10 protein-coding genes are annotated in these 16,616 nt (G+C 50.9%); 3 read left to right on the top strand and 7 right to left on the bottom strand.

The window, feature by feature from the left end:
• Positions 1–5: 5 nt before the first annotated feature.
• The 7 genes from dmsA to lrp all read right to left on the bottom strand — a co-directional run bounded on the left by dmsA (position 6) and on the right by lrp (position 12,908).
• Positions 6–2,447 carry a dimethylsulfoxide reductase subunit A gene (dmsA, locus tag CWC46_RS15800; protein WP_021015587.1) on the bottom strand — a complete coding sequence of 814 codons (2,442 nt, stop codon included), beginning with the start codon at positions 2,445–2,447 and terminating at the stop codon, positions 6–8.
• A gap of 251 nt (positions 2,448–2,698) precedes the next feature.
• Positions 2,699–5,134 carry a DmsA/YnfE/YnfF family dimethyl sulfoxide reductase gene (locus CWC46_RS15805; RefSeq protein ID WP_037381505.1) on the bottom strand — a complete coding sequence of 812 codons (2,436 nt, stop codon included), beginning with the start codon at positions 5,132–5,134 and terminating at the stop codon, positions 2,699–2,701.
• A 348-nt stretch (positions 5,135–5,482) separates the two neighbouring features.
• Positions 5,483–6,778 carry a serine--tRNA ligase gene (gene serS, locus CWC46_RS15810; RefSeq protein WP_021015585.1) on the bottom strand — a complete coding sequence of 432 codons (1,296 nt, stop codon included), beginning with the start codon at positions 6,776–6,778 and terminating at the stop codon, positions 5,483–5,485.
• Positions 6,779–6,885: 107 nt separating this feature from the next.
• Positions 6,886–8,229, bottom strand: a complete 1,344-nt coding sequence (locus tag CWC46_RS15815) for a replication-associated recombination protein A (protein WP_021015584.1) — start codon at positions 8,227–8,229, stop codon at positions 6,886–6,888.
• Between the two features lie 7 nt (positions 8,230–8,236).
• Complete coding sequence (gene lolA / locus CWC46_RS15820) at positions 8,237–8,851, bottom strand: outer membrane lipoprotein periplasmic chaperone LolA (protein WP_416354386.1); 615 nt, start codon at positions 8,849–8,851, stop codon at positions 8,237–8,239.
• Between the two features lie 193 nt (positions 8,852–9,044).
• Positions 9,045–12,296 carry a DNA translocase FtsK gene (locus CWC46_RS15825; RefSeq protein ID WP_021015582.1) on the bottom strand — a complete coding sequence of 1,084 codons (3,252 nt, stop codon included), beginning with the start codon at positions 12,294–12,296 and terminating at the stop codon, positions 9,045–9,047.
• A 117-nt stretch (positions 12,297–12,413) separates the two neighbouring features.
• Positions 12,414–12,908 carry a leucine-responsive transcriptional regulator Lrp gene (lrp, locus tag CWC46_RS15830; RefSeq protein WP_021015581.1) on the bottom strand — a complete coding sequence of 165 codons (495 nt, stop codon included), beginning with the start codon at positions 12,906–12,908 and terminating at the stop codon, positions 12,414–12,416.
• Positions 12,909–13,000: 92 nt separating this feature from the next.
• Here lrp and CWC46_RS22920 point away from each other — a divergent pair, with 92 nt between their 5' ends.
• From CWC46_RS22920 to cydD, 3 genes are all read left to right on the top strand, one after another.
• Positions 13,001–13,333, top strand: coding sequence for a hypothetical protein (locus CWC46_RS22920; protein ID WP_157831379.1), 333 nt, complete (start codon positions 13,001–13,003; stop codon positions 13,331–13,333).
• Positions 13,334–13,534: 201 nt separating this feature from the next.
• On the top strand, positions 13,535–14,497 hold the full coding sequence (gene trxB / locus CWC46_RS15835) for a thioredoxin-disulfide reductase (RefSeq protein WP_021015580.1): 963 nt from the start codon (positions 13,535–13,537) through the stop codon (positions 14,495–14,497).
• A 352-nt stretch (positions 14,498–14,849) separates the two neighbouring features.
• Complete coding sequence (gene cydD / locus CWC46_RS15840) at positions 14,850–16,616, top strand: heme ABC transporter permease/ATP-binding protein CydD (RefSeq protein WP_021015579.1); 1,767 nt, start codon at positions 14,850–14,852, stop codon at positions 16,614–16,616.

Below are 16,616 nucleotides of genomic sequence, written 5' to 3' on the forward strand. Positions count from 1 at the left end.
ATCTCCTAAATTTTTTGCACTTCAACCAGATTGGTATGAGAAGGATTCCCTTTTGCCAGTGGAGAAGGCCGTTGTGTCGTCAACACATTAATACACCCGCCCTTATCGATACGCTGTGCGTCAGGGGAATACCATGCGCCTTCACTCAATGCGACGACACCGGGGATAATCCGTGGTGTCACTTTGGCTTCAATATCGACCTGTCCTCGATCATTCCAGATACGAACCTTGTCGCCACTTGCGATGCCACGCGGAGTAGCATCGACGGGGTTAATCCACATCTCCTGCGGACAGGCGGCTTTCAGTAACTCAACATTTCCATAAGTGGAATGCGTGCGGGCTTTATAATGAAAACCACTCAGTTGAAGAGGATATTTGTCGGCCAGCGGATCGCCATAACTTTCGAAACCCACATTGTAAACGGGCAACGGATCAATCACGTCCCCCGGTGATAACGTCCAGGTAGCCGCTATCTTCGCCAGTGCCGATGAGTAAATCTCGATTTTTCCTGATGGCGTCGTCAGTGGATGCGCCAGTGGATCTTCGCGGAACGCTTTATAAGCGACAAAGTGTCCTTCGGGATCACGCTCCTTGTAGAGACCTTCCTGGCGGAAAGTGTCAAAATCAGGCAATTTAGGCATAAGCGCCTGAGACTGTTGATGCAAATAGCGCATCCACTGTTCCTGTGTGCGTCCTTCCGTGAATGGCTGCTCCACACCCAACCGTTTTGACAGCCCGGTCATCATGTCATACACCGTGCGGCATTCAAATCTTGGCTTGATGACCTGATCAGCAAAGATCACATAAGCCATGTTGCCGCAGGAGGCATCCAGACAAAAATCCATCTGTTCGGAAGCCGTGCAATCCGGTAGCAAGATATCCGCATATTTCGCTGACGCCGTCATGTGATTATCAATCACTACAACCATCTCGCATTTGCCGTCATCTTGCAGAATATTATGTGTCTGGTTAATCTGAGAGTGCTGGTTTATCAGACAGTTACTAGCATAGTTCCAGATGAATTTGATCGGCACATCCAGCTTGTCTTTACCACGCACACCATCTTTCAGCGCCGTCATTTCTGGCCCGCGCTCAATGGCATCAGTCCACATGAACATGGAAATACTGGTTTTTACCGGATTGGTTAATGTCGGCATACGGACAAATGCCGTTTCATAGGAACTTTCTCGCGCACCACTATTACCGCCGTGGATACCCACATTGCCGGTAAGAATAGGGAGCATGGCGATCGCCCGTGAAGTCAACTCGCCATTCGAGCGTCGTTGCGGCCCCCACCCCTGCGAGATAAACGCCGGTTTGGTACTACCGATCTCCCGGGCCAATTTAATGATATTTCCAGCAGGAATACCGGTGATAGCCGAAGCCCATTGTGGTGTTTTAGCGATACCATCCGGCCCCTGCCCTAGAATATAGGCCTTGTAGTGGCCGTTAGCCGGTGCTCCAGCTGGCAGCGTTTTTTCGTCATAGCCAACACAGTATTTATCCAGAAAAGCCTGATCCACCAGATTTTCGTTAATCAGTACATGTGCCATACCCGCCACCAGCGCGGCATCAGTACCAGGACGAATGGGGATCCATTCATCTTCCCGACCAGCGCCAGTATCCGTGTAACGGGGATCAATAATAATCATTTTGGCGTTGGATTTCTGGCGTGCTTGTTCCAGATAGTAGGTTACTCCACCACCACTCATTCGGGTTTCAGACGGATTATTGCCGAACAGCACCACCAGTTTACTGTTTTCAATATCGGATGGACTGTTACCGGGAGCCCAACCGCCATAGGTATAGTTCAAGCCAGCCGTAATCTGCGCTGTACTGTAATCACCGTATTGATTGAGGTAACCGCCATAACAGTTCATCAAGCGGGCAATCAGCGTTTTTCCTGGTGGCCATGAACGCGTCATGGTGCCGCCCAGCGTGCCGGTGCCATAATTCAGGTATACCGCTTCATTACCATACTTTCCGACAATACTCTTCAGACTGGCGGCGATGATATCCAGAGCTTCATCCCAGCTAATTCGTTCAAACTTACCCTCTCCGCGCTTGCCTACACGCTTCATCGGGTATTTCAGTCGATCGGGATTATAGACACGACGGCGCATCGAACGCCCTCGCAAGCAGGCTCGTACCTGATGGAAACCGTCATAGATATCCTTACCGGTGTTATCCGTTTCGACGTAACGAATCTCGCCATCAACCACATGCATACGCAGCGGGCAACGGCTACCACAGTTTACGGTACAGGCGCTCCAGATGACTTTTTCCGCTGGTGCTACAGGAATTGTCTGCCCGGCAATGGCCTTGCTGACGAAAGGTAACGACAAACTACTGGCCGCCGCAGCGACGCCGCAAAGCGCACCGCTTTTTACCAGTGCACGTCGACTGACAGGCTGCATGAGCAAACGAGAATTTTTGGCATTGTTCATAGGCTAAACCCACTTTTCGTTAAGGGGGAGCAGGGAGTCAGAACGAAAAACGCTCCGGCTGGCAACATTTATGAAACTACTTTTTAATCAAAATGTTGTCACTAAAACCAGTTTAGGCTTACAGATGATATGGGTATTGATAACTATCAACAAAAAAATAGTTAGCATGACAAGTAAATGGAAATGGGATCTGCAACGCAAAAAATCGCCACCGAGCGTAAACATGACCGGAATTCACGCTCGGCGACACCCTATATTTTTTCTATTTGAACAAGATTGGTATGTTGAGGATTCCCTTTCGCCAACGGAGAAGGCCGGAGTGTCGTCAGTGTGTTGATGCAACCGCCATGATCAATACGATCACCGTTCATCTCCGCCTGATGCCAGGAGCCTTGTGGCATGGCCGTCACCCCGGGGATAATCCGTGGTGTTACTTTCGCCGGCAGACGCACCTCGCCCCGACCATTAAACACTCGCACTTCATCACCATTGGTGATACCACGAGATGACGCATCAACAGGGTTAATCCATATTTCCTGTGGGCAGGCTGATTGCAATACCGCAATGTTGGCGTAACTGGAGTGTGTTCTGGCTTTGTAGTGAAAGCCCGTCATTTGTAACGGGTACTGTTTACGTAATGGATCATTCCAGCCTTCAAACGTAGAGGCATAGATCGGTAACGGACTAATCACTTCATCGGGTTTCAGTTCCCAATTCGCGGCCACACTTGCCAGTGCTGACGAATAAATTTCAATCTTTCCCGATGGGGTTTTCAACGGATGTGCTATCGGGTCGTCACGGAAATCCTGATAGGCGACATAGTGCCCGGCAGGGTCTTTTCGCTTGTATATTCCCTGCTCACGCAGTTCCTCAAAGGTGGGCAACATGGGATCTTTTACCTGGGTTTTCTCATACAGATATTCCAACCATTGCCGTTGTGTTCGCCCTTCGGTAAATTTTTGATAGACATCCGGCCCCAGCCGTCGCGCGACTTCACTCATGATTTCATAAATGGGCTTACGCTCATATTTGGGTGTCGTCGCTGGCTGGATGAAGATCAGATACCCCATGTTCCCGGCATAATCATTAGGAATAATGTCTTCCTGCTCAATGGTCATCAGATCCGGCAGCAGAATATCGGCATATTTGGCCGATGAGGTCATGAAATTTTCAATCACCACAATCTTTTCGCACAGATTTTCATCTTGCAGAATCTGGTGAGTGCGATTGATTTGTGAATGCTGATTCACCAGACAGTTACCGGCATAGTTCCAGATAAATTTGATCGGCACATCCAGCCTGGACTTACCGCGCACGCCATCTCTCAGCGCCGTCATTTCCGCTCCGCGGGCAATCGCATCCGTCCAGGTAAAACAGGATATTTTGGTTTTGACCGGGTTAGTCAGCACCGGCATTTTTTCAATATTAACCACATAAGTCGATTCCCGCGCACCACTGTTGCCGCCATGAATCCCTACATTTCCGGTAAGAATCGGTAACATGGCTATCGCCCGCGACGTTAGTTCGCCATTGGCCTGACGCTGTGGTCCCCAACCCTGACAAATATAGGCGGGTTTGGTACTGCCAATCTCACGCGCCAGATGAATAATACGGCTTTGTGGAATGCCGGTGATAGCCGCAGCCCAGTCTGGCGTTTTAGCCGTACCATCTTCTCCCTGCCCCAGGATATAGGCTTTGTAGTGACCATTGACTGGCGCATCAGCCGGCAGTGTTTTTTCGTCATAACCAACACAGTATTTATCCAAAAAGGCCTGATCCACCAGATTCTCGGTAATCAACACATATGCCATACCGGCCACCAGTGCGGCATCGGTTCCTGGTCGGATGGGGATCCATTCATCCTCTCGTCCGGCGGCGGTATCGGTATAACGAGGATCAATCACAATCATGCGGGCATTGGAACGTGCACGCGCCTGCTCCAGATAATAGGTAATACCGCCACCGCTCATACGGGTTTCAGCAGGATTATTGCCGAACATCACCACCAGCTTGCTGTTTTCGATATCGGATGTGCTATTACCCATATTACTGCCGTAGGTATACGGCATGGCACAGGAAATCTGCGCGGTACTGTATGTGCCATATTGTCCCAATGAACCGCCATAGCAGTTCATCAACCGAGTCACCAGTGATGCAGAGGGTGATGAACGCGTGATATTCCCGCCGACGATCCCCGAACTGTAATTAATATAGACGGCTTCGTTGCCGTATTTTTTGACCACCTGTTTCAGGCTGCCCGCAATCTCATCCAACGCTTCCTGCCAGCTGATACGCTGGAACTTGCCTTCTCCACGCTTGCCCACACGCTTCATCGGGTACTTCAACCGATCCGGATGGTTAATACGCTGGCGGATAGAACGTCCGCGCAGACAGGCGCGTATCTGATGGTTACCGTAGTGATCGTCGCCGGTATTGTCAGTCTCTACCCAGAGAATCTCATTGTCCCGTACATGAAAACGTAACGCACAGCGGCTACCGCAGTTGACAGAACACGCTCCCCACACCAGTTTCTCTGGTGCGTTTTCACCCATTACGCTAGGGGCATTATTGGCAAACACCGGGCGATAAGGCAGCATAATCTGTCCAATCGCGGCGGATAACCCAGTCAACGCCGCGGTTTTGACCAACGTTCGTCTTTTGATTTTTTGCTGCAACAGACCATTCATATTTTCCATTGGCACAACAGGCTCCTCTAACCAGACAGAAACAGTTCAGCGCGCTTGATGACTTATCAGGCTTGCAGGAATAACGTGGGTACCCTCCTGTTTGCCCGAACCTGAATATTTTCAGGCCGTTTGTATAAAATTCTTTTCTATTTGTAAGAATTATCCCGTTGCTGATCTGTTTTATTGTCTAACATCAACAAAATAATAATGAGCAGACTTTGTTTTTGATAAGCCGGACAGAGAGCATGGCAGAGGAGCAGAAATGGCGGTGCAAGTAAAACAACCCGTGGCATCCATAAAAAAAGCGCCCCGATGAGCGCTTTTCTAGTTGACTGGGTGCAATCGGGATTAGCCGATAAACGCCAGACCGTTCATATACGGACGCAAAACTTCTGGTACGGCAATACGACCATCGGCTTGCTGGTAATTTTCCAGCACGGCCACCAACGCGCGACCAACCGCCAGACCAGAACCATTCAGCGTATGGACCAGCCGTGTTTTCTTGTCGCTTTTGCTACGGCAACGCGTCTGCATCCGCCGCGCCTGAAAATCCCACATATTGGAACAGGAAGAGATTTCACGATATGTGTTCTGCGCAGGCAACCACACTTCCAGATCGTAGGTTTTGCAAGAACCGAATCCCATGTCGCCAGTGCAAAGCAGAACTTTGCGGTACGGCAGATTCAGCAGTTGTAATACCTTTTCCGCATGACCGGTCAGTTCTTCCAACGCCTGCATGGAATCTTCCGGACGAACAATCTGCACCATTTCCACTTTGTCGAACTGATGCACACGGATCAAGCCACGGGTATCTCGGCCATATGAACCGGCTTCAGAACGGAAACACGGTGTATGGGCGGTCATTTTGATCGGCAATGAGGCTTCTTCCAGAATCTCGTCACGAACCAAGTTGGTCAATGGCACTTCCGCTGTCGGGATCAGTGCATAATTACTGGTTTCCGCTTCTTCATCCAGCGGCTTGGTATGGAACAAATCTTCACTGAATTTAGGTAATTGCCCGGTACCATACAGCGTGGCCTGGTTGACCAGATACGGTACATACGTTTCCTGATAGCCATGCTGACTGGTATGCAGATCCAGCATGAACTGAGCCAGCGCACGGTGCAGATGCGCAATTTGCCCTTTCATTACCGAGAAACGCGCGCCGGTCAGTTTTACCCCGTCGGCCATGCTCAAGCCGCCACACAGTTCGCCCAGATCAACATGGTCGCGTACCGGAAAATCAAATTTACGGGGTTCACCCCAGCGACTGATTTCCTGATTTTCTGATTCATCTTTGCCCAGCGGGACACAATCGTCGGGTAGATTGGGGATCGTCAACGCCAGATCACGGATAGCATTTTGCAGTTGTTCCAGCTCGACCTTGGCGGCATCCAGTTTTTCACCCAACTCGTTAACGTCGCGGCGTAGTGGTTCAATATCTTCACCGCGGGCCTTGGCCGCACCAATCTCTTTCGATCGGGAGTTACGTTCTGCCTGCAAACTTTCTGTTTCGACTTGTAGAGTCTTGCGACGTTCTTCCTGTTTACGCAGTGTATCTACATCCAGTTTAAAGCTTCTGCGAGCCAGTAGTTTTTCGGCAACTGCGTCTAGCTCATTACGCAGTAAATTGGGATCGAGCATGCTAGTCCTGTGCTTGTGATTATTAATGAATTATTGATGTTACACGCTACCTTACGAAGCATCGTGCAGCAGAAAGTATCGGGAATAACCTTACCGCAACGTCTACACTAGCGGTAGCGTTTTGTCGGGCTATTTTGATCCTGAGCAGCAAGCCAGGCTAGCTTTTCACCAATCTTGGCTTCCAACCCCCGGGAAGTGGGCTGATAGTAGTGTGTTTCCGCCATTTCAGGCGGGAAATAGCGTTCACCCGCAGCATAAGCGTTAGGTTCATCATGGGCATAGCGGTACTCCGCTCCCAGTCCCATTTCCTTCATCAGTTTGGTCGGTGCATTGCGCAAATGTTCCGGCACATCATAATCCGGTTTTTCCCGTGCATCATGCAGCGCAGCCTTAAAAGCCGTGTAAACCGCGTTACTCTTCGGCGCACACGCCAGATAAACAATTGCCTGCGCAATGGCGCGTTCGCCTTCTGCGGGGCCGACGCGGGTAAAACAATCCCAGGCGGAGATAGCGACCTGCATCGCACGCGGATCCGCATTTCCCACATCTTCAGACGCAATCGCCAGCAGACGACGCGCGACATAGAGCGGGTCACCACCGGCGGTAATAATGCGGGCATACCAATACAGCGCCGCATCTGGCGCAGAACCACGGACAGATTTATGCAGCGCCGAGATCAAATCGTAATAGCGGTCGCCCTTGTTATCAAACCGGGCACTGCGTTCACCAGAAATCGACTGCAACAGTTCGGCCGTGAGCACGCGTTGTCCCGTGGCATTCACTTCAGCCATATCCGCCATCATTTCCAGGCTGTTCAATGCCCGGCGCGCATCACCATTCACCAGTTCAGCCAACATCCGGCGAGTATCGTCCGGCAAGACGATATCCTGCCCGCCCAACCCCCGATCACGATCCTGCATGGCCTGATCGATAACCTGACCAATATCTTCTGCCGTTAAGGCTTTCAGCAAATAAACGCGGGCACGGGACAACAAGGCGGAATTCAGTTCAAAGGAGGGATTTTCAGTGGTGGCGCCAATAAAAGTGATGGTGCCATCTTCAATATGCGGCAGAAACGCATCCTGCTGACTTTTGTTGAAACGATGGACTTCATCCACAAACAGGATGGTCCGTCGCCCTGCATCGCGGTTCTGGCGGGCGCGTTCAATAGCTTCCCGAATCTCCTTAATGCCCGACGTCACCGCTGAGATACGTTCCACATCCGCATTGCCATAACGACCAATCAACTCAGCCAGTGTGGTTTTCCCGGTTCCGGGCGGCCCCCACAAGATCATGGAGTGCAGTTGCCCCGCTTCAATTGCCCGTGGCAACGGCTTACCCGGCCCCAGTAAATGCTGTTGCCCGATATACTGCGCCAATGTCACTGGCCGCATACGCGCCGCCAGTGGCTGGAACGCCTGATCGGAAAAATCGAGTGACAGAGTACTCACTGGCACCTCACTGACGTTGATCGTCCACCGCAACACCTTTAGGCGGTGTGAAAGTAAACTTCGCCGCGTTTATCGCCCCATTTTGCTGGTTCTTCAACGTAAAGGTACTGCGCTGACCATCACGCTCGGTAGCAATAAACCGCTTGATCGTACCCGTGTCTGTCACATTGATAGCAAACTGCTTCAGATTGCCACCAACTGACTTGGGTGTTAACTCAAAATCATCGCCTTTCCGTGTGACATTATATTTACCCCAGTCACCAGCATTATTGCGGGTAATCAGCATAAACGGCGTATTGCCGGTGGCATCTTTCAACCAGGTAGCCGTAACTTGTTCGACAAATGGATTATAAAACCATAGGGTTTTCCCATCAGACACGAGTACACTTTTATCAGGAGAAGTGGTTTCCCAGTTAAACAAATTGGGACGCTTCACCCACAGCTCACCTTCCCCTTCTTGTACTGCCGCGCCATCACCAGTAGTCACTCTCTGGGTAAAACTGGCGTGAAAACTGTTCACCTTGCTCAAACGATGTTGCAAATCACTGGCGGCATCGGCATACACAGCCGTGGACAGCATGCCTGACAATAAACACCCCGCCATTAACCAATTTCTTATCATACTCAATCCTTTAACTATTCTGACCGGTTCAGCGGCCTCATCTAACTGGACGCTGTTTCTCTGTGCGCTACTGTAGCGCAGCTGTGCAGGACACAATAGGTGAATTCTCCGCTATTTACCGTGTTTACGCTTCTTTGCACAATATCTGTCTCGAACTATACCCATGAGCACAAAAATGGACCACACATGCTGATTATTCCATCGGCGGTGGCGCCAACACTTCACGGTTTCCGTTATGTCCAGGGCTGCTGACTATTCCCTGCGCTTCCATCTGTTCGACAATACGGGCTGCACGGTTATAACCGATACGGAACTGACGCTGTACACCAGAGATAGAGGCGCGGCGTTTTTCCACCACAAACGCAACAGCCTGATCGAACAACTGATCCAACTCTTCATCACTGTCAAATCCCAGACTGCCGCCTTCGCCATCGTCTCCGCCTTTGACAACACTGTCGATGTATTCTGGTCGTCCCCGTGCTTTCCAATCCTGCACTACCGCGTGAACTTCCTGATCACGGACAAAAGCGCCGTGAACACGCACCGGAATCGAGGAATTGGGGGCCATATACAGCATGTCGCCCATTCCCAGCAGCGACTCGGCACCGCTCTGATCCAGAATGGTCCGAGAGTCGATTTTGCTCGATACGGTAAAGGCGATACGTGTTGGGATATTGGCCTTAATCAGACCGGTAATAACATCCACAGAAGGGCGCTGGGTGGCCAGTACCAAATGAATACCCGCCGCACGAGCCTTCTGCGCCAGCCGGGCAATAAGCTCTTCAACTTTTTTCCCAACCGCCATCATCAGATCAGCGAACTCATCCACCATCACCACGATATACGGTAGTTTTTCCAGTATCGGCGGTTGCATATCCATACTGTCTCCCGGCTTCCAGAATGGATCAGGAATCGGGCGTCCCATCGAATCAGCCTGCATTACCCGCTCGTTATAACCACTGAGGTTACGTACCCCAAGGGCAGACATCAGCTTATAACGACGCTCCATTTCACCAACGCACCAACGCAACGCATTGGCCGCATCTTTCATGTCTGTAACGACTTCGGTGAGCAGATGCGGGATCCCCTCATACACTGAAAGCTCCAGCATTTTCGGGTCGATCATGATAAAGCGGACATCCTCAGGCTTCGCTTTATATAGCATGCTGATGATCATCGCGTTTACCCCGACCGATTTACCCGAGCCCGTAGTACCAGCCACCAGCAGATGCGGCATTTTGGCCAGATCAGCCACCACCGGTTGGCCGGCAATATCTTTCCCCAGCACCACCGCCAACGGTGACGGATTATCACGAAAACGCTCACAATCCAGCACTTCGCGCAGAAATACGGTCTGCCGGTGTTTATTCGGTAATTCCAACCCCACATAAGGTTTGCCGGGAATAACTTCCACAATACGCACCGCGACTACGGACAGAGAGCGTGCCAAATCTTTTGACAGATTCGAGATGCGCGCCGCTTTCACCCCTGGGGCCAAATCCAGCTCGAAACGGGTAATAACCGGCCCTGGATGGTACCCAACCACCGTCGCTTTAACCCGGTAATCAGCCAATCGGGCTTCTATCAACCGAGCAGTTTGCTCCAGTGCGAATTCATCGACCGGATCGTCATTAACCGAAGGCGGCGTCAATAGATCAAGAGACGGTAACGGTGTCGTGGGTTTTTGTAACGGCTGATCGTTACGTATCAGGAACGGGTGAATCAAGCTATCCATCACCGACGTCGCCGAGGTCTCTGTTTCGTCATCGTCTATCGGCGGATATTCAACCGGCGACGTCCCGGCCGGATCAAACGTCGGTGGTGACGTGACAAACGACGGTTCACGATGGGCAGGGGAAGATGGCGCATCGTCCTGCGACGGCAGGGTAAACAGAGGGTCGTTCGGTCCATCATCCATCAGATCGGCCAGTGGAGAAATGGCGAACAGGCTTTTCGGCACTGGCGGTTCATGCACTGCCGGGAGGATAGACGAATCATCATGGCGCTCCGGCGTCAGATCCGGCCCATAACGCATCTGCTGCCGGGCTGCAAAATCTCGCGCTAACTGAGCCTGTAACAGCGCATCTTCATCGTCTTCATGCCCAGGATAAGCATCATCGTCATAACGTTGACGCTGCTGTTCCACATAAGCCTCGCGTAACGCAGCGTCCTGCAATAGCTCATCATGCTCACCCGATTCAGGTTCTGATGTTTTTACCGCATATGGCATCGGTGATGTAGTCGGTACACCATCGACTTCCTGCGATTGAGCCTCTTCACGGGCCTGTTGCTCCGCCAGCCGCTGGGAAGGCAGTTTTATTCCGTAGGAAGCCAGCTCACGCCGGGTAGGGATTCGTACCGGATTAGGACGTGGCAATTCTGGTCCCATGCCACGTTTCACCTGCGAATGTATAGCGTCATCGGCACCGAAAATCGGCATAAAGGTAGTATCCCTACCGTAATCCGGCGTACTGCTGGCTTGCATGCCAATCGTCGGCGGTGCCGATTCAACAGAGTGTGGATGCGCCGCCGCAGGCTCTGGCATCTCGAAGGAGTACAGCGGTGGCAATGGTGTCTGGATTTCCTCCGCTTCTGGAGATGTCTGCACATCCGCTAACGTGGAGGAAACAGACGATATTGCGTCACTTTCCGCCGCCACGTCTGATACGGCAGAGGCTTCCGCTTGCACTGATGTTCCCTGCGACAGAATCGCCGGCGCCAGGAGCAGCACATCATTATCATCTTCCGATGTCACTGATTCCATCTTGTCAGTATCGGAAACAGGATCAATAACCTTCAGCTCATCATCATACAGATCATCATCGGCACGGTGACGGCGGGAGAAAAACGACAAACTGGCCATTACCGCCGCACCGATTTTCTCTGCAATAGTCAACCATGACCATCCGGTAAAGAGTGTGAGTCCGGCAGCCCACACACACAACAGGATCACGGTAGACCCAATACTGTTAAAGTGCGGGATCATGGAACTACTGAGCAGACTGCCCAGCACACCACCGGAAGCGAAGTAGTAAAGGTCATCTGTATTTAACGCCGCCAATCCACAAGAAGTCAGGATCAGCGCCAGAGTCCCAATCAAACGTAGCGAAAAGGTAAAATAGTCGATGGTGTAACGTTGATCTCGCTGACGGTAAATCACCCAACACAGGGACACCATCACCGGTGGAATGGCATAAGCCAGTACCCCGAAAACGAAAAACAGCGTATCGGCTAACCAGGCACCAACGCCCCCTCCAAGATTGTGGATCGGTTCATGCCATGCGGTTTGTGACCAACTGGGGTCGGAAGGGCTGAAACTCAGCAGCGCTATCGCCAGATAAATGGCAAACAGCACCACAACGATAAGTATCGCTTCCAGTACACGTCGTCCAGCACTGAGTTTTTTCAGTGTGACGTCTTTATCTTCTGTATATTCCTGGCTCAAGCGTCTCTCCAGGGTCCTGTAAATGTTTTATGACAAAGCGCCGAGGATTTCCCGGCGCCATGACTGTATAAATTAACAGGAGTGTAGCTGAGTTTATCGGGTTTTGCACCCATACCGTTAACGGGTCTTGATAACCAGTCGGTTACTTTGCTTCACTTCTTCCATTACCACATAAGTACGGGTGTCATTAACGCCCGGCAGACGCAACAACGTTTCACCCAGCAGCCGACGGTAAGCCGACATATCCGGTACACGGGTTTTAAGCAGATAGTCAAAATCCCCGGAAACCAGATGACACTCCTGAATTTCTTCCAGCTTCTGAACTGCCGTATTGAATTGCTCAAAGACATCCGGTGCACCACGGTTAAGCGTAATTTCCACAAAAACCAACAGTGACGCATCCAGATAATGCGGGTTCAGCAACGCAGTATACCCGTTAATAAACCCCTGTCTCTCCAGACGACGAACACGTTCCAGACAAGGTGTCGGCGACAACCCCACTCGCTTGGAAAGCTCTACATTGGAGATACGCCCATCTTTTTGTAATTCGTTCAGGATATTACGATCGATACGGTCAAGATCTTTTCCCGGACGTTTTTTCGTGTCTACCATTATTATTGTCTCTCTTCATTCATCCCTGCACTTGCTGTCTCCGACTCACGTCAATATGTCAGAGTTGCCCCTAAAGAAGACCGCTGACCATTTTGTATATAAAAAGTTCACTTTCCTTCAGCTTGCCACCGGTCGCCACCAGTCCCTGCCAGAAAAGCGCACCGAAGATCAGATTTGGCGACACTGAACTCATCACAATAGATGCCAATATGCGGCAGGTCATAAAATACGAACACACGCCAACAAGCGCTATTGGGATAATGATCTATGTCATCCTGATCGGCCACATAAAAAATGAACGCGAAGCCGAGCTTTCAACCATTCACATACAAAAAATTTCCTCTTCCATGGAAGTTTTCGCAAAAGTACAGCCGATTGTCAAAGTAAAACAATTAAAATCAGAAGAAAGTGCCAGATTGGAGTAAAAACCGGTTATTGGCACTGTGTTTCCTGGCGCTGAAACGATTTGTATAGCATCAATCGGTACGGCGTTAATCATGAAACCGCCATACGTGATAGTCGATAACAATCAGACAAATCGTTAACAACATTCCCCCATACTTTTTTTACGTTGGTAATTTCCCTACAATCGACTAAATCGTCCGTTCAAATGAATTGAGGAACTCATGAGCACCGTAAAACACCGTAAATTATTAATTCTGGGCTCAGGGCCGGCTGGATATACCGCTGCCGTTTATGCTGCACGGGCAAACCTGAATCCGCTGCTGATCACCGGAATGGAGAAAGGCGGTCAGTTGACCACCACCACCGAAGTAGAAAACTGGCCGGGCGATCCCGATGACCTGACTGGTCCACTGCTAATGGAACGCATGCATGCCCATGCCACCAAGTTCAATACAGAAATTGTGCTTGACCACATTACTCATGTCGATTTGCAAACCCGCCCGTTTCGTCTGTCTGGCGACAGCGATGTGTACACCTGTGATGCATTAATTATCGCTACCGGAGCATCCGCACGGTATCTCGGCCTGCCGTCTGAAGAGGCGTTCAAGGGCAAAGGTGTATCTGCCTGCGCCACCTGTGACGGTTTTTTCTACCGCAATCAGAAAGTGGCCGTGGTCGGTGGTGGTAATACCGCCGTAGAGGAAGCGCTGTACCTGTCCAATATTGCAGCGGAAGTGCATCTGATTCATCGTCGTGACAGTTTCCGTTCAGAAAAAATCCTGATTGATCGGCTGATGGAAAAAGCCACGAAGGGCAATATCGTACTGCATACTGACCGTACGCTGGATGAAGTGCTGGGGGATGAAATGGGGGTAACTGGTGTACGTCTGCGTGATGCACACAGTGAGGCCACCGAAATGCTGGAAGTCGCCGGGGTATTTATTGCTATCGGCCACAGTCCGAATACTGCGGTATTTGGTGACCAACTGGAACTGGAGAATGGCTACATAAAAGTGCAGTCCGGTATTCACGGCAATGCAACTCAGACCAGTATCCCCGGCGTGTTCGCTGCCGGTGACGTGATGGATCACATTTATCGTCAAGCTATTACATCGGCCGGTACTGGCTGTATGGCCGCACTGGATGCCGAACGTTATCTGGATAGTCTGAACGATATAAAATAAATACGTTCTGTCATCCGCAGAAAGAATGTCACGCCATCATCCCGGTCTACACCGGGATTCATTGGCGCAATGCAGTCGTTAAAAACAGACTTCTGCGGTATTGAAATAATGGTTAATGATGGCGGATTTATCAGCAAACGCGTCCGGAAGAGTCAACTTTTTGGACGCGTTTTTTCGTTCTGTTACGCAAAAATTGATCGAAACACACTTATGAGATGGTCTTTTCATTTGCAGACCGGCATTGTCAGGGTAACATGGCGCTATTCTGACCGTTGGCAAACAGTTGTGTTAACCAACGGTTATATAAGCGTTATTTTTATTAACGCCTCACTGAAAAGACAATCTGCTCCTGATGAAAAACACCCGACAACAAGAACTGACTCGCTGGCTGAAACAACAAAGCAAGCTGGCACAACGTTGGCTACGTTTATCGCTACTGCTGGGATTCGCCAATGGTCTGCTGATCGTGGCGCAAGCCTGGCTGTTAGCCTCACTACTGCAAGCGCTGATTATTGACCGAATTCCCCGCGATACATTACTCAACACATTTTTGCTATTGGCGATGACTTTTACTCTGCGGGCAGTGGTCACCTGGATACGAGAGCGGGTCGGTTTTCATTGTGGTCAGGCTGTGCGCCAGCAGATTCGTAAAATGGTATTGGATCGCTTACAACAATTGGGACCAGCCTGGGTACAGGGAAAACCGGCCGGCAGTTGGGCGACAATGATCCTGGAGCAGGTGGATGACATGCAGGATTACTATGCTCGTTATCTGCCGCAAATGTATCTGGCCACCTTGATCCCGGTACTGATTTTAATTACTGTCTTTCCGATCAACTGGGCCGCCGGGTTGATCCTATTTCTGACCGCCCCACTCATTCCGCTGTTCATGGCACTGGTCGGTATGGGTGCCGCCGATGCCAACCGTCGCAATTTTCAAGCACTGGCGAGACTGAGTGGGAATTTTCTTGACCGCCTGCGCGGTCTGGAAACATTACGGCTGTTTTATCGTGCACAAGCAGAAACCGAACATATCAGCCAAGCGGCTGAAGATTTTCGCAGCCGGACAATGGAAGTCTTGCGCATGGCGTTTCTCTCCTCCGGCGTACTGGAATTTTTCGCTTCTATCTCTATTGCTGTGGTCGCCGTCTATTTCGGGTTTTCCTACCTGGGAGAACTCAATTTTGGTCATTACAGTACGAGCATCACACTGTTTGCCGGTTTTCTGGTATTGATTCTGGCGCCTGAATTTTTTCAGCCGCTGCGCGATCTGGGTACCTTTTATCACGCCAAGGCACAAGCCATTGGTGCAGCAGAAACGCTATTCAGTTTTTTGTCTGCGGACAGTGAACAGGTCGGCGATGGGCAGCAGACATTCACCAGCACGTCACCAGTGGGCATAGAAGCTTGTGACCTGGTAATCCTGTCACCCACCGGCACACCGCTTACCAGCCCCCTCTCATTCGTGATTCACCCCGGTCAACGTATCGCACTGGTCGGCACCAGTGGCGCGGGGAAAAGTTCTTTGCTGAATGTCCTGCTGGGCTTCCTGCCCTACCACGGCACATTGCAGGTAAACGGCTGCGAATTGAGCTCACTTTTGCCATCATCATGGCGACAACATATAAGCTGGGTGGGGCAAAACCCACATCTGCCGGAGCAGACACTGCGACAGAATATTTTACTGGGTCACCCAGAGGCGGATGAAACACAGTTACAACACGTGATTGAACGCGCTTATGTGCACGAATTTACCGACCAATTGCCATTGGGTCTGGAAACACTGGTCGGTGAGGGTGCCGCCCGGCTTTCTGTTGGTCAGGCCCAGCGTGTCGCTGTGGCACGAGCATTGCTGCATCCTTGCCACCTGTTGCTGCTGGATGAGCCCGGCGCCAGTCTGGATGCCCACAGCGAACAGCGTGTCATGCACGCCCTGAACGATGCCGCCAGGCAGCAAACGACCTTGCTGGTAACCCATCAACTCAATGATCTGTCGGACTATGATGATATCTGGGTAATGGCGAATGGCCGCCTTGTGCAACAAGGACGCTATGACACCCTGAGCACAACACCGGGCGCGTTTGCCGAACTGCTGAACCAGCGTAAGGGAGATCTGTGA

Source organism: Prodigiosinella confusarubida, assembly GCF_002847015.1.
GTDB lineage: Bacteria > Pseudomonadota > Gammaproteobacteria > Enterobacterales > Enterobacteriaceae > Prodigiosinella > Prodigiosinella aquatilis.